Raw genomic sequence first — 20,459 nt, forward strand, 5'->3', positions numbered from 1 at the left:
AACGGCGGATGAGCGACCAGGATGTACGGGCAGACCTGTCTGTGGCGTTGCAGCTAGCTGACCGCGCCGATGCGATCACTCTCGACCGATTCGGGGCGCTGGATCTGCGCATCGACACCAAACCGGACCTGACGCCCGTCACCGATGCCGATGAGGCCGTCGAGGCCGATGTGCGCGCGGAGCTGTCCCGCGAGCGCCCGGACGACGCCGTGCTCGGTGAGGAATACGGCGGCACCGCCGAATTCCAGGGCAGGCAGTGGGTGATCGACCCGATCGACGGGACCAAGAACTTCGTTCGCGGCGTGCCGATCTGGGCGACCTTGATCGCCCTTCTGGCCGACGGCGTGCCGGTCGTCGGTGTGGTCAGCGCCCCGGCCCTGAATCGGCGGTGGTGGGCCGGCCACGGACTGGGCGCTTTCGCGCACTCCGGGGACGGGCCGGCCCGGCCGTTGTCGGTCTCCGGCGTTGCCGAGCTGGGATCGGCCAGCCTGTCGTTCTCCAGCCTGTCCGGTTGGGCCGACCTAGGCCTGCGGGACCAGTTCATCGGGTTGACCGACGACGTGTGGCGAGTGCGCGGCTACGGCGACTTCTTCTCCTACTGCCTGGTCGCCGAGGGCGCCGTCGATATTGCCGCCGAACCCGAGGTCAAGCTGTGGGACCTGGCGCCGCTGGACATCCTGGTCCGCGAGGCCGGTGGCCGCTTCACCAACCTCGACGGGCAGCCCGGCCCGCACGGCGGGCATGCCGTGGCCACCAACGGCTTGCTGCACGCCGCGACCCTGGCGAGCCTGGGCCGGCGGTAGCCGCATGGCCGCGCTGGTGTGACCGACCCAACAGCATTGGCGCCGCGGAGCGCTTCCGGCATCTACCTTACTTTGGAGTAAGATAGGCTGCAGCGAGATCTGACCAGCACGCCCACCATCGACGAGGCTGCCACCATGACCAACACCCTTCCCCCCACATCCGCCAGCGCACGGGCCCGCGATAGCGCGGTCGGGCAGTACAAGCACAAGCGCTCCCTGACCGACATCGGGCTGGCGCTTGTCACCCCGCTGATGGGGCAGGACTTCCTGGACCGCTATCACCTGCGCGACCCGCTGAATCGCGGCCTGAAGTACGGGGTCAAGCAGGCGTTCTCCACCGCAGGCGCGGCCACCCGGCAGTTCAAGAAGGTTCAGGGCATCGGCAAGGCGCCGGCCCGGCTGCGGCCCAGCGGCGCAGACTATTTCGACCTCACCCCCGACGACGACCAGAAGATGATCGTCGCGACGGTCGACGAGTTCGCCGAGGAGATTCTGCGTCCGGCCGCTCACGACGCCGACGACGCCGCGACCTATCCCGCCGATCTGATCGCCAAAGCCGCCGAGCTCGGCATCACGGCCATCAACATCCCCGAAGACTTCGACGGCATCGCCGAGCAGCGCACCACCGTCACCAACGCGTTGGTGGCCGAGGCACTCGCCTACGGCGACATGGGTCTTGCGCTGCCGATCCTGGCCCCCGGTGGCGTCGCCTCGGCGCTGACGCACTGGGGCAGCGCCGACCAGCAGGCCACGTACCTCCGCGAATTCGCCGGCGAGAACGTGCCACAGGCCTGCGTGGCGATCGCCGAACCGCATGCCCTCTTTGACCCGACCGCGCTGAAGACCACCGCGGTGCGCACCCCGAGCGGCTACCGCCTCGACGGCGTGAAATCGCTGGTTCCCGCCGCCGCCGATGCCGAACTGTTCATCGTGGCAGCACAACTCGACGGCAAGCCGGCGTTGTTCATCGTCGAGGCCTCGGCCGCCGGCTTGACGGTCACCGCCGACCCCAGCATGGGGATCCGGGCCGCGGCGTTGGGCCGAGTGACATTGGACAAGGTGTCGGTACCGCTGTCGGCCCGCCTCGGCGAGGACGGGGCGACCGACGCGGACTATTCCGAAGCAATTGCGTTGTCCCGCTTGGGCTGGGCTGCGCTGGCGGTCGGCACCTCACACGCGGTGCTCGACTACGTAATCCCCTACGTCAAAGAGCGCGAGGCATTCGGCGAGCCGATCGCCCGCCGTCAGGCCGTCGCGTTCATGTGCGCCAACATCGCCATCGAGCTCGATGGCCTGCGGTTGATCACCTGGCGCGGCGCCGCGCGCGCAGAGCGTGGCCTGCCGTTCGTCCGCGAGGCCGCGCTGGCCAAGAAGCTGGGCACCGACAAAGGCATGCAGATCGGCCTGGACGGGGTGCAGCTACTCGGCGGCCACGGCTTCACTAAGGAGCACCCGGTGGAGCGCTGGTACCGCGATCTGCGGGCCATCGGCGTCGCCGAGGGTGTAGTCGTCCTCTAACCGCCTAACGGCTAACGAACGGAAAAGACTGACATGGCAATCAATCTCGAACTGCCGCGCAAGCTGGAAGCCGTGATCGAGAAGGCACACCAGGGCGCCGCGGAGATGCTGCGGCCGATCTCCCGCAAGTACGACGTCGCCGAGCACGCCTACCCCGTCGAATTGGACACCCTGGCAACGTTATTCGAGGGAATCTCGGAAGCCAACACGATCTCGTTCGCGGGCACGGAGGCATTCCGCGACAGCGACGACGGCCCGAAGGGAAACATCAACGGCGGCAACATGTCCGCCTTGCTCAACGCCCTGGAAATTTCCTGGGGTGACATCGCGCTGCTGCTGTCGGTGCCTCGCCAGGGCCTCGGAAACGCCGCGATCTCCGGAGTGGCCACCGACGAGCAGTTGGAGCGGCTGGGCAAGAACGTCTGGGCCGCCATGGCGATCACCGAACCGTCGTTCGGTTCGGACTCGGCGGCGGTGTCGACGACGGCGGTGCTCGACGGCGACGAATACGTGATCAACGGCGAGAAGATCTATGTCACCGCCGGCTCCCGCGCCACTCACATCGTGGTGTGGGCGACGCTGGACAAGTCCAAGGGCCGGGCGGCGATCAAATCGTTCATCGTGCCGCGTGAGCACCCCGGGGTCACCGTCGAGCGTCTCGAGCACAAGCTCGGCATCAAGGCCTCCGACACTGCGGCCATCCGATTCGAGAACGCCCGCATCCCCAAGGAGAACCTGTTGGGGAGCCCGGAGATCGAGGTGGAGAAGGGCTTTGCCGGGGTCATGGAGACCTTCGACAACACCCGGCCGATCGTGGCCGCAATGGCGGTCGGGGTGGCACGCGCCGCCCTGGAGGAACTGCGCACGATCCTGACCGAGGCCGGCGTGGAGATCTCCTACGACAAGCCGGCGCACGTCCAGAGTGCCGCTGCTGCGGAATTCCTTCGCATGGAAGCCGACTGGGAGGCCGGTTATCTGTTGACCGTGCGCTCAGCGTGGCAAGCCGACAATGCGATCCCGAACTCCAAGGAAGCGTCCATGGGCAAGGCCAAGGCCGCCCGCGTCGCCAGCGACATCACTCTCAAGGCCGTCGAATTAGCCGGAACGGCAGGCTATTCCGAGCAGACGCTGCTGGAGAAGTGGGCCCGCGACTCGAAGATCCTGGACATCTTCGAGGGCACGCAGCAGATCCAGCAGCTGGTGGTGGCCCGCCGCCTGCTCGGGCTGTCCTCCACCGAACTCAAGTAGTCACGCCACTGCTGTCAGCTCGCGCTGGGTCCGCTCGTCGAGTTCGATACCGGCGACGGCGAGGTTCTCCTCCAGGTGGTCCAGCGAGGACGTGCCGGGAATGAGCAACACGTTGTCGGCGACGCCCAGTGTCCACGCCAGTGCGATCTGGGCGGGCGTCTGACCGAGCCGTTCGGCCGCGGCGGTGATGAGGGGATGCGACAGCACCGGATTCACCTCGTGGAACGCCGAGCCGAGTGGGAAGAACGGGACGAACGCGATGCCGCGGGCCACGCATTCGTCGAGCACCGGCTGCGAGGACCGGTCCACCAGATTGAACGGATTCTGGACGCACACGATGTCGGTGAGTTCCAGCGCATGCAGCAGCTGCTCGTGAGTGACGTTGCTCAGTCCGACTCCGGCGATCAGGCCCTCGTCGCGGGCGGTGATCATCGCACCGAGCTGATCGGTGAACAGCGCATCGGGTTCTGACTCCATCACTCGCAGGTTGACCGCGGCCAGCCGCTCGACACCGAGGGTGCGCAGATTCTCCTCGATGGCGGCGCGCAACCGGTACGGCTCGGCGTCGGGAAGCCACGCGCCCTGATCATCGCGCCGCGCGCCGACCTTGCTGACCAGTGCGAGGCTGTCGGGATACGGATGCAGCGCCTCGTGGATCAGCTCGTTCGCCACATCCGGGCCGTAGAACTGCGAGGTATCGATGTGGTCGACGCCTGCATCCACGGCGCGGCGCAGTACCGCCAGTGCCTGCTCGCGATCCCGTGGCGGCCCGAATACACCGGGACCGGGCAGCTGCATCGCGCCGAATCCGAGGCGGTGGACCTGATAGCCGGCCAACGCACAACGTGTCATGGGGATCCTCCACTGGCAGAGAATAGATTGAAGTCGAATTGTTTGATATCAAACTATATTGCTGGCGCGCTACGCTTCCTGTCAACCCAGGGAGGTGAAGCCACATTCCACGCTCAGCACACGACGCCGAATCCCGTCAGCGCGCGGCCACCCTCGCCGACGCCTTCGGCCGCGCCGGCAAGACATTGGTCCGCGCCCTCGACGAGCGGCTCGGTGACCACGGCGTGTCCACCCCCCGATCCAAGGTCCTGTTCGAGGTGGATCGCTGCGGACCGGTCCGGCTCACCGACCTGGCGCGCACCGTCGGCATCACACAGGGCACTGCCTCCACCTTGACCGACGCACTCGTCCGGGAAGGTTTGATCGAACGCTGCGCCGACGACTCCGATCGCCGGGTGACCCTGCTGAAGGCCACACCCACGGGCCGGCGGCAGGCGCAAACCTGGGCCGGCGCGTACACCGCCGCCGCCGAGGAGCTGTTCGGAATTCTGTCCGGCGAGGAACAGCTGGCACTCACCGAACTGCTGCAGCGCCTGGCCGACTCGATCGACGGCTGAGCCTCAGCCCGATGCCCGGACCTGACACGGCACCCCGTTGACCACCTGAGTGTTACTGGGTACGTCGAGCAGATCGGGCGGGTTGAGCAGGTTGGAGTTCACGCCGGGATGATCGTTGGCGACGCCGAGCCGGCTGCCCGGCACACCATGTCCCCAGCCGTGCGGCAGTGACACCACCCCGGGCATCATGTCGTCGCTGACCTCAACGGGCACAGCCACTTTCCCTTCCGACGTACTGACTTCGGCCAGCTCGCCGTCGCCGACTCCGACGCGGCGGGCATCGTCGGGATGCATCAGCAGCGTGCATCGGTCGCGCCCCCGCATCAGCGCGGGCACATTGTGCAGCCACGAGTTGTTCGACCGCAGATGGCGCCGACTGGTCAGCAGCAGCGACTCCTCGACTCGGTCCATGCGCGCCCGCAGTCGGGGCACATCGGCGACGAACAGGTCGTGCAACAGCTCGATGCCGCCCGACGGTGTGGTGACGGCCGAGTCGAGCCGGCCGCCCTCCAATTCGCCGAGTCGCAGGCCGTCGGGGTGCGTGCGCACCTCATCGAGGGTCAGGCCGCCGGGGTTGGCGCCCAGGCCGTCGCCCCACGGGCCGAGCCGGATGTAGAGGTCGTATATGCGCTCGGGCCCTTGGCCTTTCAGCATGCCCATCACCTCGGCCGGGTCGCGTCCGCTCAGTGGAGTGCCCGGCTGGGTGCACATGGTGGCGACCAGTCCCCCGGTGTACAGGTCGTCCATCGCCCGGAGGTCGACGTCCGGAGTGGGGGTTCCCAGCAGGGCGCCCGAAAGACGCAGCAGCACTTCCCATTCGGTCGGCCGAGAAGGATCCGGCGCAAACAGCGGCTCCGACCACTTCAGGCAGGACGCGACGGCGTAGATCCAGTACAGATCGTCGGCATGCGGACGTTCCAGCGGCGAGAGTCCGGGGAAGATGACGTGCGCGTGCCTGGTGGTCTCGTTGAGCCAATTATCCACGCAGACAAAGGCATCCAGAGAGGCCAGCGCCTCGTCGAGCCGGCCCGCAGCGGGCGCGGAGATCGCCGGGTTGCCCGCGACCGAGATCATGGCGCGGATACGTCCGTCACCCGGGGTGAGGATCTCCTCGGCCAGGCAGCTCACCGGGAATTGGCCGAGCACCTCCCCGACCCCGCGCACGCGCGAGGCGAAGCGACCGAACTCCCAGCGCGGGCCGGGTTGATCGGGCGGCTTCATGAACATCGGCGAGTACACCGCCGGGGTGGGGAACACCGCTCCCCCGCGCCGGTCGACCGCACCGAGCGCGGCGTTCAGCACGAACACCAGCCAGGTGGCCAGCGTGCCGAATTCTTGGGTGCAGGCCCCGATCCGGCTGTACAGCACAGGATTCGACGCCGATGCCAGGTCGTGCGCGAGCGCGCGGATCGCCTCGGCCGGGATCCCGCTCGGCCCTGCAACGGCTTCCGGGGTGAAGGGTTCGGCCAGGGCGATCACCTCGTCGAGGCCCTGGACGCGGCCGTCGAGATGCGGATGGGCCCGCAGCAATCCGTCGGCGGCCAGCGTCCGCAGCACCGCGAAGAGCACCAGGGCGTCGGTGCCCGGTCGGATGGGCACCCAGTCGGTGGCACGCTGTGCCGTCTCGGTGCGGCGCGGGTCGATGACCACCACCCGACCGCCGCGCTTGCGGATACCGGTCAGGTGGCCGACGACGTCCGGCGCCGAGAGCATCGATCCCTGCGAGGCGGCGGGGTTGGCGCCGATGACGACGAGGTGATCGGTGCGAGCGAGGTCCGGGATCGGCGCGTTCCACATTCCGCCGAACAGCAGGGTGCCGACGACGTTCAACGGCCACTGGTCGACCGTGCCCGGTGAGTAGTACGCGCCCATCCCGGCCGCGCCGCCCATCCCGACGAGGGCGCCGATGTAGGAACTCAGGCCCAGGTTGTGCGCTACCGGGTTGCCCACGTACACCGTGACCGCCTGCGCACCGTCGCTGTCCAGCACCGGCCGTAGCACCCGCTCCGCTTCGGCGAACGCCTCGTCCCAGGAGACGGCGACGTGGGTTCCGTCCGGCCGCCTGACCATCGGCGATCGCAACCGGTCCGGGTCGTCGTGCAGCTGGCCGAGAACCGCACCCTTGGGGCAGATGTGCCCTGCCGACCACACGTCGTCGGGGTTGCCGCGGATGTCGGTGACCCGATCGCCGTCGATCGTGACCCGTAGCCCGCACATGGCTTCGCAGAGCGGACACGTCACGCGGCGGACGGCGCCGTCAGTCTGATCCGACTTCTGTCTGGACACCTGTCCATGTTAGGGCCGGGCGTTCGTCCGGCACAACGGTCAGGAGTCGGCCCGGCGAGCCCGCCAGTCGCCGATCGCCGACAGCCGGCGTCGTTGCTGATTGGCGGCACCGGCGTCCAGGCCGCGGTCGCGCTCCTCGAGGCGACCTATCACTCGTTCCCGGTGCTCGGCTGGGTTGGCGTCGTCGTACTTGAACTTGGCTTCGACACGCTCGACGGCGAGCCGCACACCGCGGATGCCAGGCAGCATCCGGCCGTACGGGTCCTGCCCCTCAGTCACCTCGGCATGGCGGCCTTCGGGCTGGAAGTCGGCCAGCTGAGACCGGAGTATCGCCACCTTGCCGTGTGAATCATCGATGATCGTTGGACGACAGATGAATTGGACGGAGGCGTAGTAACTGGTCGGCACTCCGTCCTCATCGGGGACACCCGCTTTGGGTCGCCAATGCCCCGGAATGTAGGTGTAGTCACCGATTACCGCGATCCGCACCTCGGCGGCCGCTTCAAGGTGCGGCCAGACCGGATTGGGCCGCGCCAGGTGGATCAGGAGCTCATCGTCGGCCACCGTGAAATGGGTGGGCACCAGCACCGGGGCCTGCCCGGGGTCGACGTTGTTGACCGCGAGGACGCCGAACCGGTCGGTCGAGGCCAACCAGTCCCGCCATTCAGCGTTGTCCAGCGCGGCATCCCAAGGATGGATCAGCATGTCGACCATTTCATCAGGCAGCGCAAGAGATTTACAGCTGCACGGATTCCCCGGCTTTCAGTCGACGGGTGCGAAGGCTAGGTGAAGCTCGCTCAGGCCGCGCAACAGGAACGTCGGCTCGTAGCGGTAGCGACGGGCACCGGCGGCCCCGTGCTGTGTCTCGTCGATGGCGATGTCGGTCATACGGTCCAGCAGCCGGTTCAGCGTGACCTTCGCTTCGACGCGGGCCAGTGGCGCGCCGGCGCACGTGTGGATGCCACGGCCGAAGGTGATGTGTTCGCGGACATTCCTGCGGTCGAGGTGGAACTCGTCGGGCTGGGAGAACTTGCGCGGGTCACGGTTGGCCGCACCCAGGCAGAGCATCAGAACGGTGCCCGCCTTGATGTCCACGCCACCGAGGGTGGTGGTCTTGCGGGCCAGCCGGAAATCGACCTTGGTCGGACTTTCGATCCGCAACGACTCCTCGATGAAGTTGCCGATCAGGCTGCGGTCGGCGCGCAGCTTGTCCTGGAGGTCGGGGCGCTCGGCCAGCACCCGGGTCGAGGCGCTGAGCAGTTTGACGACAGTCTCCTGGCCGGCCGCGAACAGAAATGTCGCCGCCCGGACCACGTCGACGACGTCGGGTGTCGTACCGTCCGGGTAGGTCGCTGCGGCAAGGGAATTCAGCACGTCCTCGCGGGGATGCCGACGCCTTTCGTTGATGTAACCGGTGAACTTGCCGTCCAGCCACTCCAGCGGGTTGACCGCGACAGGCGTGTGATCCAATGCGCCGACCGCACTTCCCGGTTCCTTGCCCGCACCGAGACTCGCCCGGAACTCCGCCCGGTCATCATCCGGCACACCCAGCAGGTCGGCGATCACCAGCGTCGCGAACGGCTTACCGTACTCGGCCAGAAGCTCACATTTGCCGTTGCGGATGAACTCGTCGAGCTGGCGATCGGCCAACTCCCACATGAAGTCTTCGTTCTCCTTCAATCGCGCGGGGGTCAGCAGGCGGCTCAGCAACGAGCGGGCGCGAGTGTGCGCCGGCGGATCCATCACCACCATCATCTCGTTGATGGGGAACAGGTGCCGGTGCGCGTCGATCTGTTCGGAGATGTCGTCTCCCTCAGGCTCGAACGGCAACGGCGGGAACGGACCGCCGATGGCGTTGACGGCCGAGAACGTCTCATAGTCTTTGAAGGCCGCGACTGCCTCGTCGTAGCCGGTCACGGCCACCACTCCGTAATTCGGCTCGCGGAACACCGGGTTCTGCGCACGGAGGTAATCCAGGTACTCGTATGGATCCTGGGCGATGTCCTGGTCGGAGAAATAGTCCGCTGTTGCGAAATCGGTCATTCTTGGCGGCCTTTCATGATGCTGATGGCTTGGCGGGGGCAGGCCGCCACCGCGGCCTCGACCCGCGCGCGGGCACCCTCCGGCGGAGTTTCGACGCACGAGGCAAGGTCATCGGATTCAACGTCGAAGACGTCCGCGGCCAACTCGACACACAGCGCATGGCCTTCGCACAGGTCCCGGTCCACCCGTACGCGCCATTGAGCCGCAGCCATCGAGCGCTTCCTTTCCGTATTTGATCGATCGATCAAATTCTGCGTCGGGTCATGCTTATCACGCCGGGAAATCGGGGGTCAAGAGCCGCGCCGAATGGCCTCCTAGCCAAGCGCGCAACTCTCCTGAGAAGATGGCCGCTATGGCGCCGACACCGAAGAACAAAGAGAAGGACGCCGGCGCGCGGGAACGCCTGATGGAGGCGACCGCTCACATCATGCGCGAGGAGGGGTACGCGGCCGCGACATCGCGGCGGGTGTCCGCGCGCGCCGGGGTCCGATCCGCGTTGGTGTACTACTACTTCCCGACGATGGACGACCTGTTCGTCGCCGTGCTGCGGGCGGGTTCGGATGCGTCGCTTGCGAAGATGCGCCAGGCGATCACCGCCGATGAGCCGCTGCGCGCCTTGTGGTCCATCAACACCGACCCGCGCTGGACCGGCCTGTACGCCGAGTTCGTCGCACTGGCCAACCACCGCAAGGTGATCAGCACCGAACTCAAGGCCTACGCCGAACGCGTCCGCGACATCGAAACCGCCGCCGCGACAGTCGCTCTGCGTGCACATGGCGTCGACCTCACCGAGTTTCCGCCGGTCGCGGTCTCGATGCTCATTGCCCAGACCGCGCGCAGCCTGTGCAACGAGAGCGCGATCGGGATGACCGAGGGCCATGAGGAGTTACGAGAGCTGGTGAACCGCTACCTGAATCGGGTCGCCTCCGCCGATGGGGCGCAAGCTACTTGAGCATGCTTCCGCCGTCGACCGTCATCGGCAGACCGGTGACGTAGCGAGACTCATCAGAAGCCAAGAACAACACCGCATTACTGATGTCGACCGGCTCTACCCACCCGATCGGCAGCACGTGCATCATCTGAGCCACAACGGCCATGTCGTCGGGACCCGGGTTCTCCAGGTCCGGGCGGAACAGCTTCATCGTGCCCTCGTTCATGAACAGCGGGGTGTTCACATTGGTCGGATGCACCGAGTTCACCCGGATCGAGTGGTGCCCCAGCTCGACCGCGAACGTCCGCATCAGGCCGACCACGCCGTGCTTGGCGGCGATGTAGTGGCCGGTGTGCGGATAGGCCTTCAGACCCCCGACCGAGCTGGTCAGGATGATCGAACCACCGCGGCCGTCCGAGATCAGATGCGGAACAGCCGCTTTCACGCTCTTCCACACACCGGACAGGTTGATGTCGATCATGTCGTTCCAGTCGGCCTCGCTGGTGTGGTCGAGCGTCTGGCCGCCGTTGCCGATGCCGGCGTTGGCCACGATGACGTCGAGCCGGCCCAGCTGCTCGACTCCGCTGTCCACGGCGGCCTTCACAGCTGCGTAGTCGCGAACATCAACCTCTGCGGTGACCACCCTGCGGTTGAGGTTCTTGACCAGATCGGCCGTCTCGGCCAGGTCGTCCGGCGTCGGCGCCGGGATGTCCTCATTGCTGCTGATGCGCTTGCACACATCGATCGCGATGATGTCAGCGCCCTCCTCCGCCAACCGGACAGCATGACTGCGGCCCTGTCCGCGCGCGGCGCCGGTGATGAACGCGACCTTGCCCTCGACTCTTCCAGCCATGAAAACCCTCGTCTCCGAAGAACCTGACGCGTACCCCGCGCCGGACGACTAATCGACGATCATAAATTTGATCGATCGATCAATACTGTGGCAGCGGCACGTGCCCGTGTCAAGGTCAGCGCATTCCGATCCGGATGTTTTTCACCTGAAGGAATTCGTGCAAGCCCTCCAGGCCGCCGGTCCGGCCGAACCCGCTCTGCTTGTAGCCGCCGTAGGGTCCCTGCGGGGACATGTCACTGAACTGGTTGACCCACACCGACCCCGACTCCATTCGACGAGCCACACTGTGCGCGCGCACCAGATCCCGGGTGTGCACAAAGGCATTGAGGCCATATGCACTGTCGTTGGCGATCGCGACGGCGTCATCGTCGTCACGGAATCTGATCACGGAGACCACCGGCCCGAATGTCTCGATCTGTGCCAGCTCCGACGCATTGTCGACATCGCCGAACACCGTCGGCTCGATGAAGTAACCCGCCGCCAGGTCTCCGCCGATGCGGTTGCCGCCGGTTAGTAACTCACCGCTCCCCCGGCCGACCGCATCATCGATCGTCGCGAGGATGCGCCGCAGGGCGCCCTCCCCGATCACCGGGCCGACGGTGACGGCACGGTCCAGGGGGTCGCCGACCTCGGCTTCCGCAATGCGGGTGAGGAAGGCGTCGACGAAGTCGTCGTAGATGCTGTCCTGCACCAGAATCCTGCTGGCACAGGCACAGCTCTGCCCCGACTGCATCAGCGGGCCCTGGTGGGCGGCCAGCGCGGCGGCGGCCGGCAGGTCGGCGTCGGAGAACACGAGGTTGGCGGACTTGCCGCCCAACTCGGCGACCACCGGTGTCAGATTCGTGGCGGCCGCGGCGATCACCTTGCGAGCGGTCTCGCCGCCGCCGGTGAAATGCACCTTGCGGACATCGGGATGGCGCACCAGGGCATCACCCCCGTCGGCGCCGGCGGGGACCACATTGACCAGGCCCGGCGGCAGGCCGGCCAGCAGACACAGTTCGCCGAAGCGCAGTGCCGCCAGGGGCGCCAGTTCAGATGGCTTGAACACGACCGCATTTCCGGCGGCAAGTGCGGGAGCGACGCAGGACGCCGCGACAGCAAGCGCCCCGTTCCACGGCGCGATGACGGCCACGACACCATAGGGCTCACGCTCGATCAGATTGATGTCGAACGAGCCGTTGACCGGAGTGCTCGCACCGAGCGGCTTGTCGACGTAGCCGGCATAGTGGCGCAAGAACCGTTCGAGCAGCATCGACGTTCCGGCGTACGAGATCGGCACCGCGTAGTCGCGAACATTGAGTTCGGCCAGTTCGTCCAGATGTTCGTGCACCAGGTCGGCCAGGTCGATCAGCAGATCGCGGCGCCGGTCCACCGTCAGCGATACCCAAGCCCGCTGTGCGCGCTTGGCCGCCGCCACGGCTCGGTCGATCTCTGGCGGGCCAGCCAGTGAGACAACGACATTAGGCCGCCCGGTGGCCGGATATATATGTTGATGGGTACCCGCCGAGGTGTCGGCGACGCGTTCGCCGCCGATCAACAACCCGGCCGATGCGATCACACCGCTCACGATGGACTGGCTTCGCTGCGCCACTCGTCGAGCACACGTTGCTGTTGTTCACCGATGGCCTGGTTGAGGTGGGAAGCCTTGGGCCAGCCGTAGTACGCCGCGAAGTGCAGAGCCAGTTCGTCCATCTCGGCGAAGGACAGATCACGGCTCTTCAGCGCGGCGTACACATGGCTGAGGATCGGAACCACAGCGTCCTGGAACGCCACGCACGCCACCGTGATCAGTCGGCGTTCCTTCATCCCGAGTCCGGGGCGCAGCCACATCTCACCGAAAACGAAGTTCAGGATTCCCGCACCGGAGTACGGGTTGTCGCGGATGGGCGCGAACGGAATGCAGTTGATCTCCTTGAAGGACTGCTCTCCGACCACGAGCCGGATCTCGGGATCGCTCGGCGTGATCAACGGCAGCAGTGGGTCCGGCGGCGACGGCGCCTGGCCCCGGTTCCGATGGATCCGCTCCCACTGCTCGTCGACCACCATGTTGAACCACGAGGCTTTCGGCCAGCCGGCGTACACCGCGAAATGCAATACCGCTTCACGCATTTCGGTGATCAATACATCGCCGCTGTTGAGCGCCGCGTACACGTGGTCACGCAACGGAGCTTCAGCGTCCGCGGCCGCCACACACGCCAGCGTGACGAACCGCCGGTCGCGCCGGCTCAATGCCGGCCGCGACCACACCTCCCCGTAGACGAAGTCGATCAGCCCAGTTGCGGCAGGCGAGTCGTCCTGCGGCGCAGCGAAGGTCATGACGTCGGCGAATACCCGTCGGCCACGCTCACGCCGGCCGGCGTCGATCATCGGATCGTCACCCCGGCGTCAACCTTGAGTTCCTGGCCTGTCACGTAACGGGCTTCGTCGGATACCAGGTACAGGACAGCGTTGCTGATGTCGACCGGCTCGGCCATCACAATCGGCAGGGCATTGAGGAAGATCGGCACCAGGTCGGGTCGGCGTTCACCCAACAGCTCGTGCAGAGATTCGGGCCGCATACCGGTCTCTACCCCGGTCGGGTGCACGGTGTTGACCCGAACATTCACCGCCGCAAGCTCATTGGCGAGCGCTCGACTCAGGCCCACGACACCATGCTTGGACGCCGTATAGGGCAGATGCAGCGGGGTCCCTTTCAATCCGGCGGCCGAACTGATGTTGACCAGGCTCCCACCCTCATCCACCAGGTGGGGCAGGGCGGCGGCGCACGTGTTCCACGTGCCGATCAGGTTGACATCCAGCACTGTTCGCCACTGCTCAGGCGTGGTGGTGTCCCAGGTGCCCACCGTGAGCACGCCAGCGTTGGACACCGCCGCGTCCAGACCTCCGAGTTGCGCCACCCCGTCGTCGACCGCCGCGGCCAGCGCTGCGGCGTCGCGCACGTCGACCACATGGATGACGGCGCGCCGGTTGTGCTGTTCGACGAGCCGTGCCGTCTCCTGCAGGTCGTCGCGCGAGGACAGCGGATACTCCAACTCCGGCAACGACTCACAGATGTCCACCAGAATCAGGTCGGCACCCTCTTCGGCCAGCCGCACGGCATGGCTGCGGCCCATCCCGCGGGCAGCCCCGGTGACCAGGACCCGTTTACCGGTGACCCGTCCAGTATATGTCACGTGAGTTCCTAGAGTTTGTTGGTGAACCCGGCGTCGACGGGCAACGTCACCCCGGTGACGTACTTGGCCTCATCGCTGACCAGGTAGGCGATCGCCGCGCTGATGTCCTCTGGTTCGAGGAGGTCGACCGGCATGGGGTTCTGCAGGTGCGGTCCGCCGTCGGGGTAGTTCTCCAGAAAGGCGGTCATCGCGGGATTGACGGCCATCATGGTGCGTACCGCGGTGGGATGCACGGTGTTGACCCGAATACTTTGCGGCGCAAGCGCATTGGACAACGTCCGCATCAGTCCGACGAGCCCGTGTTTGGAGGCCGCGTATCCCAGCCCGCCGCCTTGCAGTCCGCCGAATCCCCGCAGTCCGGCAGTCGAGCTGGTGAACACGATCGACCCGCCCCGTTGCCCGGCGACCAGGTGCGGGATCGCGGCCTTGGCGGTGTGGAACGCACCGACCAGATTCACGTTCAGCACATCGGTCCACTGTTCGAGCTCTTCGTCGATCGTCAACTCGCGGAAGGCCATGGTGGCGATGCCGGCGTTGGCGCACACGATGTCGAGGCGGCCGAACTGATCGACGCCGGCATCCAGCGCAGCTTTCACCGCGTGGAAGTCGCGGACGTCGGCGACCGAGGCAATCATCCTGCCCCCCTTGGCTTCCACCAACTCGACCGTCTCGTCGAGTTCGGCGCGGCTGGCCATCGGATAACCGTTGGAAGGGATGTCGGCACAGATGTCCACACCGATGATGCCAGCGCCCTGCTCGGCGAGGCGAATCGCATGGCTGCGGCCCTGGCCACGAGCAACGCCGGTGATGAACGCGACCTTGCCGTCGAGAGATCTCACTTGTTCCGCCTCCGCCCAGTAACCGTGTTACTGCGGTACGGTAACCGTGTTACTCGGCTAGGGCAAGGGGATTCGTGGACAAGACCGAGAAAGCGATCGATACCGTGGTCGACGGACGTGACCGCATCATCGACATCGTCGTCGAGATCCTCGAGACGCAGGGATACGACGCCGTTCAGCTGCGCGAGGTCGCCCGGCGCTCGCGCACCTCGCTCACCACGATTTACAAGCGCTACCCCACCCGCGACCACCTGATCCTCACCGCCCTCGAGTCATGGATGGACGAGCACCGGTACGCGGGCCTCGGTGTCCAGCACCACGATCCCGACGAGTCGGTCTACGACGGCATGATGCGCGTCCTGCGAACCATCTTCGAGCCGTGGGAACGACATCCCGAGATGCTCAAGGCCTACTACCGCTCCCGATCGGCCACCGGGCGCGAACTGCTGCTGCATCGCGGGCTCGACAACGTCGTCCCCGCAGCGATGGAAGTGCTCGACGGCGTCGACGAGGACTTCGTCGCCGATCTCGACACCGTCTTGGCCACCGTCATTTTCGGCCTGTCCGGACGCTTTGCCGCCGGCGAGATCGCCATCACCGACATCCTGCCCACCATCGAACGGACGGTCCGGTGGTTCACCGCCGGCTACGAGGCGAGCCGTCGGTAGCCGGTCTGTGGCACGTCGGTGGGCGCTACCGTCGTGGCATGGATTCTTATCAGGCACTGTTGGCCCGCCAGGACGGCGATCAGATCACCGCGTCGATCGAGACACTCGACGCCTCCGAACTTCCGCCCGGCGACGTGACGATCCGGGTCGCCTATTCCAGCGTCAACTACAAGGACGCGCTCGCGCTGACCCCGCGCGGCGGAGTCGTCCGGGACTATCCGATCGTGCCGGGCATCGACCTCACCGGTGAGGTCGTGGAGTCCGGCTCCCCCGACTTCGCCGTCGGCGATCAGGTCCTGGCGCACGGCTACGCGATCGGCACCGGCCACCACGGCGGCTACGCCGAGTACGTTCGACTGCCCGCCGATCAGGTTGTCGCCTTGGGCTCGCTGACACCGCGGGAAGGCGCGGCGATCGGAACCGCAGGCTTCACGGCCGCGCTGAGCGTCGAGGCCCTGATCGCCCATGGCATCACTCCCCAGGACGGCCCGATCGTCGTCACCGGCGCAACCGGCGGTGTCGGGTCGGTCAGTGTGGACCTGCTGGCGGCCGCCGGATTTCAGGTGGTGGCCTCCACCGGCAAGGTCGAGGCGGCCGACCATCTCAAGGCCCTCGGCGCCGCGGACGTCATCCCACGCCTGCCCGCAGACCCCGACGCGAAGCCGCGCCCGCTGGGCAGGGCGCGCTGGGCGGGTGCCGTCGACTGCGTCGGCGGGGCCACCCTGGCCGATGTGATCAGCACGCTGGAATACGGGGGCGCGGTGGCGGCCAGCGGGCTGACTGGTGGCCCGGGACTCAATACGACGGTGTTGCCGTTCATATTGCGCGGGGTGTCACTGCTGGGCATCGACTCGGTGCTGCTGCCCATCGGTCCGCGCCGCGGGCTGTGGAAGCGTCTGGGCGGTGAGCGCAAGCCGCGCCACCTCGACGATGTCACCCACGAGGTCGACGTCAAGGACGTCATCGACGTGATCGACCAGGTGCGGGCCGGCAAGTACTCGGGCCGTGCGGTGGTGCGGGTCGCCGGCGGCTTCTGAACACGAACAACAAAGCGGGCCACCGGTTTTCGCCGGTGGCCCGCTTTCTCGACTGCTAAGTCAGGACTGCGGAGTAGCTCCCAGGTGGCTGATCAGGTCGGGCTTCATCGCCTGAAGCTCGCGACCCCAGTACGCCCAGTCATGGGTTCCGTTGTCGGGGAAGTTGAACACACCGTTCTTACCGCCTGCCGCGAGGTAGTTGTCGCGGAAGGTGATGTTCGTCCGAATGGTCAAGCTCTCCAGGAAGGTGGCCGGCAGGTCACCATGCCCCAACTCGTTTGGCGTGCCGTTGCCGCAGTAGATCCAGATGCGGGTCCCGTTGGCCACGATCTTGGGGATCTGCACCATCGGGTCGTTGCGCTTCCAGGCACTGTTGGGATCTTCGGTCGCCCCCCACATGTCGTTGGCCTTGTAACCGCCCGCGTCACCCATCGAGATGTTGATCAGGAACGGCCACGAACCCTCGGAGGGGTTCAGGAAGCCCGACATCGAGCCGGCGTAGATGAACTGATCCGGGTGGTACACCGACAGGATCAGCGACGCCGAGCCGGCCATCGACAGGCCGATCACGGCACTGCCAGTGGACTTGACGTTCCGGTTCGCCGAGAGCCACTGTGGCAGCTCTTGGGTCAGGAAGGTCTCCCACTTGTAGGTCTGGCAGCCGGTCTTGCCGCACGCCGGCTTGTACCAATCAGCGTAGAAGCTGGACTGTCCGCCGACCGGCATGACAATCGACAGACCGGACTGGTAGTACCACTCGAACGCCTGGGTGTTGATGTCCCAGCCGTTGAAGTCGTCCTGAGCACGCAGGCCGTCGAGGAGGTAGACGGCGGGCGAGTTCGGGCCACCACTCTGGAACTGGATCTTGATGTCGCGACCCATGGAGGGCGACGGAACCATCAAGTATTCCACCGGGAGCCCAGGACGGGAGAACGCACTCGCCGTTGCCGATTCTCCGACCAGGCCGATGAGGCCCGGAAGGGCCGCCGCCGCGACTGCAGCGACTGCCAATCGGCGCGGCCAGCCGCGCACCTTGTCAAACAAGGACTTCACCAATCCACCCCAGCTTTCTATGACCCCGGTTATCGGATTCAGAGTTGAGTAAAACACGTCGTCTGGAACCTGTGAAAGTCCGCCACGTTACCCAACTCATTGGTTGGGGGTTGTCATGGGGTGGAACGAAAACTAATGTCACTTTTAGTTTTTCGCCGACTCCAGCTCGACGCCGATCTCGGGAGATTCCATGGAATCGTTCACTCACCTGCGCAAAGGCACCACACCGCGGCGAATCCACGCCGATCTCGACGGCCTCAAAGACGACGAACTGGGCCGGGGTGGATTCACCGGCCGCACCGCCAACATCTACCGCCGTAACGATCCCACGACATTTCGTGCCAACGGCCCCCTGTGTCCGCTCGATCTGTTGTCCAGTGAGCTCAAACCGGGCGATGCGACCGACCCCGCCGGCGCTCCCCTGCTGCTTTTCTCCAATGACGACTGCCGCATCTCACTGAGCCGGCGCGAGGCAGCCATGCCGTTCTATGCCCGCTACGTCGACGGTGACCTGCTGTCCTTCGTCCATGAGGGCAGCGGTCGCCTGGAAACCGAGTTCGGCCCGTTGGACTATCGCACCGGCGACTGGATCTACGTCCCGAAGGCCTGCACGTGGCGGCAGATACCGTCCTCGCCGAGCACCTGGCTGATGATCGAGGCCACCGACGAGTTCCGGGTGCCGCCGGCCGGCCCCCTGGGGCGGCACTGGCCCTTCGACCCGTCCCAGGCCGTTGTGCCGCACCCGGCCCCCATCGACGACGGCGACGGTCCGCACACCGACGGAGAGTACGAGGTGCGGCTGTATCACCGCCCGATCGACGGCGTGGAGACCACGACCCTGCGCTATCCGCACAACCCGATCGACGTCGAAGGCTGGCGCGGTGACAACTACGCCTTCACCTTCAACATCGATGACTACAACGTCATCACCTCCGACAGCGTGCACCTGCCCCCGATGGTCCACCTGTTCATGGAGGCGACGGGTGTCTACGTGTGCAACTTCTTGCCGAAGCCGGCCGAATCGGTGCCCGGCACCGAACGCACGCCCTGGTATCACCGCAACGTCGACTTCGACGAGATCGCTTTCTTCCACGGCGGCTCGCTCTACGGCATCCCGATGCCACCCGGACTGATCAGCCACGCTCCGCAGGGCGTGCACCACGGGGCGCCGGAGAAGGCCCGCGAACGAGCCCGGCGAAAGTTCGACGATTTCACCCGCGTGGACTGGAAGGTCATCGCGATCGACACCCGGAGACGATTGGTGCCGTCACCCGAAGTTCTGGCCAACGATTTGGGGCAACACTGATGGTCACGCCGGTCAAGCGCGCCTACGAGCGCATCCCGTATCTGATTGCCTACCAGAACACTTCAGCCGTCCGAGACGTCTACGGCGGGGTCGCTGAGCTGGTCGTGCTGGAGAGCTACCTGCTCAAGCCCACCACCCCGTCGGACACCGTGCTGGTCTTCATGCACCCGATCGGCGGTGGCGCCTACCTGCCGATGATCAACGCGCTGGCGCGGGCCGGGCATCACGTCATCTACTGCAACAGCCGCTTCCGGGGCACCGACTCAGGACTACTGATGGAGAAGGTGGTCGAGGATCTCGGCGAATGCATCAAGGACGCCAAGAATCGGCTGGGCTACTCCAAGGTGGTTCTGGCGGGGTGGAGTGGCGGCGGCTCATTGTCGGTGTTCTATCAGCAGCAGGCACAACACCCGACGATCACCGCCAGCCCGTCCGGTGACGGTCCGGATCTGACCAAGCTCGGACTGTTGCCCGCCGACGGCATCATGCTGCTGGCCGCGCACATCAGCAGGCACGGCACGATGACCGAGTGGATGGACGCCTCCATCCTCGACGAGAGCGACCCGACCAAGCGGGATCCCGATCTCGACCTGTACAACCCGGACAACCCCAATCAGCCGCCCTACACCCCGGAATTCCTGGAGCGCTACCACCAGGCGCAGATCGCCCGAAACCGGCGAATCACCAAGTGGGTCAAAGAAAAACTAGCGGCACTGTCCGAACAAGGACGGCCGGACGACGAGTTCTGTTTCGTCGTGCACGGCACGATGGCCGACCCGCGCTGGCTCGACCCGACCGTCGACCCCAACGAGCGCGCACCCGGCACCTGCTATCTGGGCGATCCGCAGGTGGTCAATATGAGCCCCGTGGGGCTGGCACGGTTCTGCACCCTGCGCAGCTGGCTGTCACAGTGGAGCTATGACGACGCCAACGGTGACGCCGTGAAGGCCGGCCCGGACATCGCGGTGCCGGCACTGGTCATCGGCAACCTCGCCGACGACGCCTGCACGCCCAGCCACACCCGCCGGCTCTTCGAGGCCATCGGGCATCCCGACAAGGAGATGCACGAAATCCCCGGCGCCAACCACTACTACTCCGGGCCCGACCAGAAGGAGACGCTGCGCCAGGCCGTCGGGATCGTCACCGATTGGCTGGTTCGGCATGACTTCGCCAAGGCCGACTGACCGTGACCTCCGGCGGGCAGGAGCGCAGCGACCCGGGAATTGTTTCCGGCGGGCAGGAGCGCAGCGACCCGGGAATTGTTTCCGGAGGGCAGGAGCGCAGCGACCCGG

20 protein-coding genes are annotated in these 20,459 nt (G+C 66.2%); 9 read left to right on the plus strand and 11 right to left on the minus strand.

Features of this window, described 5'->3' with window-relative positions; genetic code table 11:
- The first annotated feature begins 8 nt into the window (after positions 1-8).
- From hisN to Y900_RS05410, 3 genes are all read left to right on the plus strand, one after another.
- The gene (gene hisN / locus Y900_RS05400; protein ID WP_036339842.1) at positions 9-803 is read left to right on the plus strand and encodes a histidinol-phosphatase; all 795 of its coding nucleotides are present in this window, start codon (positions 9-11) and stop codon (positions 801-803) included.
- A gap of 135 nt (positions 804-938) precedes the next feature.
- Positions 939-2,321: an acyl-CoA dehydrogenase family protein gene (locus tag Y900_RS05405; protein WP_036339844.1), complete on the plus strand. Its 1,383-nt coding sequence runs from the start codon at positions 939-941 to the stop codon at positions 2,319-2,321.
- Between the two features lie 33 nt (positions 2,322-2,354).
- Complete coding sequence (locus tag Y900_RS05410; protein ID WP_036339847.1) at positions 2,355-3,569, plus strand: acyl-CoA dehydrogenase family protein; 1,215 nt, start codon at positions 2,355-2,357, stop codon at positions 3,567-3,569.
- On the opposite strand, the gene Y900_RS05415 is transcribed toward Y900_RS05410, so the two are convergent.
- The gene (locus tag Y900_RS05415) at positions 3,570-4,421 is read right to left on the minus strand and encodes an oxidoreductase (RefSeq protein WP_036339850.1); all 852 of its coding nucleotides are present in this window, start codon (positions 4,419-4,421) and stop codon (positions 3,570-3,572) included.
- Between the two features lie 224 nt (positions 4,422-4,645).
- Here Y900_RS05415 and Y900_RS05420 point away from each other — a divergent pair, with 224 nt between their 5' ends.
- Positions 4,646-4,978, plus strand: a complete 333-nt coding sequence (locus Y900_RS05420) for a MarR family winged helix-turn-helix transcriptional regulator (RefSeq protein WP_237752510.1) — start codon at positions 4,646-4,648, stop codon at positions 4,976-4,978.
- 3 nt (positions 4,979-4,981) lie between these two features.
- Here Y900_RS05420 and Y900_RS05425 read toward each other — a convergent pair whose 3' ends face one another.
- The 4 genes from Y900_RS05425 to Y900_RS05440 are packed head-to-tail and all read right to left on the minus strand — an operon-like array spanning position 4,982 to position 9,519.
- Positions 4,982-7,264, minus strand: coding sequence for a molybdopterin-dependent oxidoreductase (locus Y900_RS05425; protein ID WP_272945538.1), 2,283 nt, complete (start codon positions 7,262-7,264; stop codon positions 4,982-4,984).
- Positions 7,265-7,303: 39 nt separating this feature from the next.
- Complete coding sequence (locus tag Y900_RS05430; protein WP_036345932.1) at positions 7,304-7,969, minus strand: FMN-binding negative transcriptional regulator; 666 nt, start codon at positions 7,967-7,969, stop codon at positions 7,304-7,306.
- Between the two features lie 57 nt (positions 7,970-8,026).
- Positions 8,027-9,307 carry a cytochrome P450 gene (locus Y900_RS05435; RefSeq protein ID WP_036339867.1) on the minus strand — a complete coding sequence of 427 codons (1,281 nt, stop codon included), beginning with the start codon at positions 9,305-9,307 and terminating at the stop codon, positions 8,027-8,029.
- On the minus strand, positions 9,304-9,519 hold the full coding sequence (locus Y900_RS05440; RefSeq protein WP_036339869.1) for a ferredoxin: 216 nt from the start codon (positions 9,517-9,519) through the stop codon (positions 9,304-9,306). The genes Y900_RS05435 and Y900_RS05440 overlap by 4 nt, the downstream gene beginning before the upstream one ends.
- Positions 9,520-9,659: 140 nt before the next feature.
- Here Y900_RS05440 and Y900_RS05445 point away from each other — a divergent pair, with 140 nt between their 5' ends.
- Positions 9,660-10,259 (plus strand): TetR/AcrR family transcriptional regulator, encoded by a 600-nt coding sequence (locus tag Y900_RS05445; RefSeq protein ID WP_036339871.1) that lies wholly within the window; start codon positions 9,660-9,662, stop codon positions 10,257-10,259.
- Here Y900_RS05445 and Y900_RS05450 read toward each other — a convergent pair.
- The 5 genes from Y900_RS05450 to Y900_RS05470 all read right to left on the minus strand — a co-directional run bounded on the left by Y900_RS05450 (position 10,252) and on the right by Y900_RS05470 (position 15,103).
- On the minus strand, positions 10,252-11,091 hold the full coding sequence (locus tag Y900_RS05450) for a mycofactocin-coupled SDR family oxidoreductase (protein WP_036339873.1): 840 nt from the start codon (positions 11,089-11,091) through the stop codon (positions 10,252-10,254). The genes Y900_RS05445 and Y900_RS05450 overlap by 8 nt on opposite strands.
- A gap of 115 nt (positions 11,092-11,206) precedes the next feature.
- Complete coding sequence (locus tag Y900_RS05455) at positions 11,207-12,649, minus strand: aldehyde dehydrogenase family protein (protein ID WP_051660320.1); 1,443 nt, start codon at positions 12,647-12,649, stop codon at positions 11,207-11,209.
- Between the two features lie 5 nt (positions 12,650-12,654).
- On the minus strand, positions 12,655-13,458 hold the full coding sequence (locus Y900_RS05460; RefSeq protein ID WP_036339876.1) for a carboxymuconolactone decarboxylase family protein: 804 nt from the start codon (positions 13,456-13,458) through the stop codon (positions 12,655-12,657).
- A complete protein-coding gene (locus Y900_RS05465; protein ID WP_036339879.1) occupies positions 13,455-14,264 on the minus strand; it encodes a mycofactocin-coupled SDR family oxidoreductase in 810 nt (269 codons plus the stop codon). Before Y900_RS05465 ends, Y900_RS05460 begins: the two co-directional genes overlap by 4 nt.
- A gap of 8 nt (positions 14,265-14,272) precedes the next feature.
- Entirely contained in the window at positions 14,273-15,103 is an 831-nt protein-coding gene (locus Y900_RS05470; protein WP_036339881.1) for a mycofactocin-coupled SDR family oxidoreductase, read from the minus strand.
- A gap of 74 nt (positions 15,104-15,177) precedes the next feature.
- Here Y900_RS05470 and Y900_RS05475 point away from each other — a divergent pair, with 74 nt between their 5' ends.
- Positions 15,178-15,771 (plus strand): TetR/AcrR family transcriptional regulator, encoded by a 594-nt coding sequence (locus Y900_RS05475; protein ID WP_237752511.1) that lies wholly within the window; start codon positions 15,178-15,180, stop codon positions 15,769-15,771.
- A 38-nt stretch (positions 15,772-15,809) separates the two neighbouring features.
- A complete protein-coding gene (locus Y900_RS05480; protein ID WP_036339884.1) occupies positions 15,810-16,808 on the plus strand; it encodes an oxidoreductase in 999 nt (332 codons plus the stop codon).
- A 60-nt stretch (positions 16,809-16,868) separates the two neighbouring features.
- Here the strand turns inward: Y900_RS05480 and Y900_RS05485 are convergent, their stop codons facing one another.
- Positions 16,869-17,861: an esterase family protein gene (locus Y900_RS05485; protein ID WP_081844998.1), complete on the minus strand. Its 993-nt coding sequence runs from the start codon at positions 17,859-17,861 to the stop codon at positions 16,869-16,871.
- A gap of 190 nt (positions 17,862-18,051) precedes the next feature.
- On the opposite strand from Y900_RS05485, the gene Y900_RS05490 reads away from it, so the two are divergent.
- Both Y900_RS05490 and Y900_RS05495 read left to right on the plus strand, forming a co-directional pair.
- Positions 18,052-19,167, plus strand: a complete 1,116-nt coding sequence (locus Y900_RS05490; protein ID WP_036339887.1) for a homogentisate 1,2-dioxygenase — start codon at positions 18,052-18,054, stop codon at positions 19,165-19,167.
- Positions 19,167-20,351 carry an alpha/beta hydrolase family protein gene (locus tag Y900_RS05495; protein WP_036339889.1) on the plus strand — a complete coding sequence of 395 codons (1,185 nt, stop codon included), beginning with the start codon at positions 19,167-19,169 and terminating at the stop codon, positions 20,349-20,351. The genes Y900_RS05490 and Y900_RS05495 overlap by 1 nt, the downstream gene beginning before the upstream one ends.
- The last annotated feature ends 108 nt before the right edge of the window (positions 20,352-20,459 follow it).

Origin of the sequence: Mycolicibacterium aromaticivorans JS19b1 = JCM 16368, assembly GCF_000559085.1 — a bacterium.
Classification (GTDB): domain Bacteria; phylum Actinomycetota; class Actinomycetes; order Mycobacteriales; family Mycobacteriaceae; genus Mycobacterium; species Mycobacterium aromaticivorans.

Bases quoted from the DNA above. Each gene is read 5' to 3' on its own strand.
- hisN (WP_036339842.1), top strand. From the start codon at position 9: ATGAGCGACCAGGATGTACGGGCAGACCTGTCTGTGGCGTTGCAGCTA.
- Y900_RS05405 (WP_036339844.1), top strand. From the start codon at position 939: ATGACCAACACCCTTCCCCCCACATCCGCCAGCGCACGGGCCCGCGAT.
- Y900_RS05410 (WP_036339847.1), top strand. From the start codon at position 2,355: ATGGCAATCAATCTCGAACTGCCGCGCAAGCTGGAAGCCGTGATCGAG.
- Y900_RS05415 (WP_036339850.1), bottom strand. From the start codon at position 4,421: ATGACACGTTGTGCGTTGGCCGGCTATCAGGTCCACCGCCTCGGATTC.
- Y900_RS05430 (WP_036345932.1), bottom strand. From the start codon at position 7,969: ATGCTGATCCATCCTTGGGATGCCGCGCTGGACAACGCTGAATGGCGG.
- Y900_RS05435 (WP_036339867.1), bottom strand. From the start codon at position 9,307: ATGACCGATTTCGCAACAGCGGACTATTTCTCCGACCAGGACATCGCC.
- Y900_RS05440 (WP_036339869.1), bottom strand. From the start codon at position 9,519: ATGGCTGCGGCTCAATGGCGCGTACGGGTGGACCGGGACCTGTGCGAA.
- Y900_RS05445 (WP_036339871.1), top strand. From the start codon at position 9,660: ATGGCGCCGACACCGAAGAACAAAGAGAAGGACGCCGGCGCGCGGGAA.
- Y900_RS05450 (WP_036339873.1), bottom strand. From the start codon at position 11,091: ATGGCTGGAAGAGTCGAGGGCAAGGTCGCGTTCATCACCGGCGCCGCG.
- Y900_RS05460 (WP_036339876.1), bottom strand. From the start codon at position 13,458: ATGATCGACGCCGGCCGGCGTGAGCGTGGCCGACGGGTATTCGCCGAC.
- Y900_RS05480 (WP_036339884.1), top strand. From the start codon at position 15,810: ATGGATTCTTATCAGGCACTGTTGGCCCGCCAGGACGGCGATCAGATC.
- Y900_RS05490 (WP_036339887.1), top strand. From the start codon at position 18,052: ATGGAATCGTTCACTCACCTGCGCAAAGGCACCACACCGCGGCGAATC.
- Y900_RS05495 (WP_036339889.1), top strand. From the start codon at position 19,167: ATGGTCACGCCGGTCAAGCGCGCCTACGAGCGCATCCCGTATCTGATT.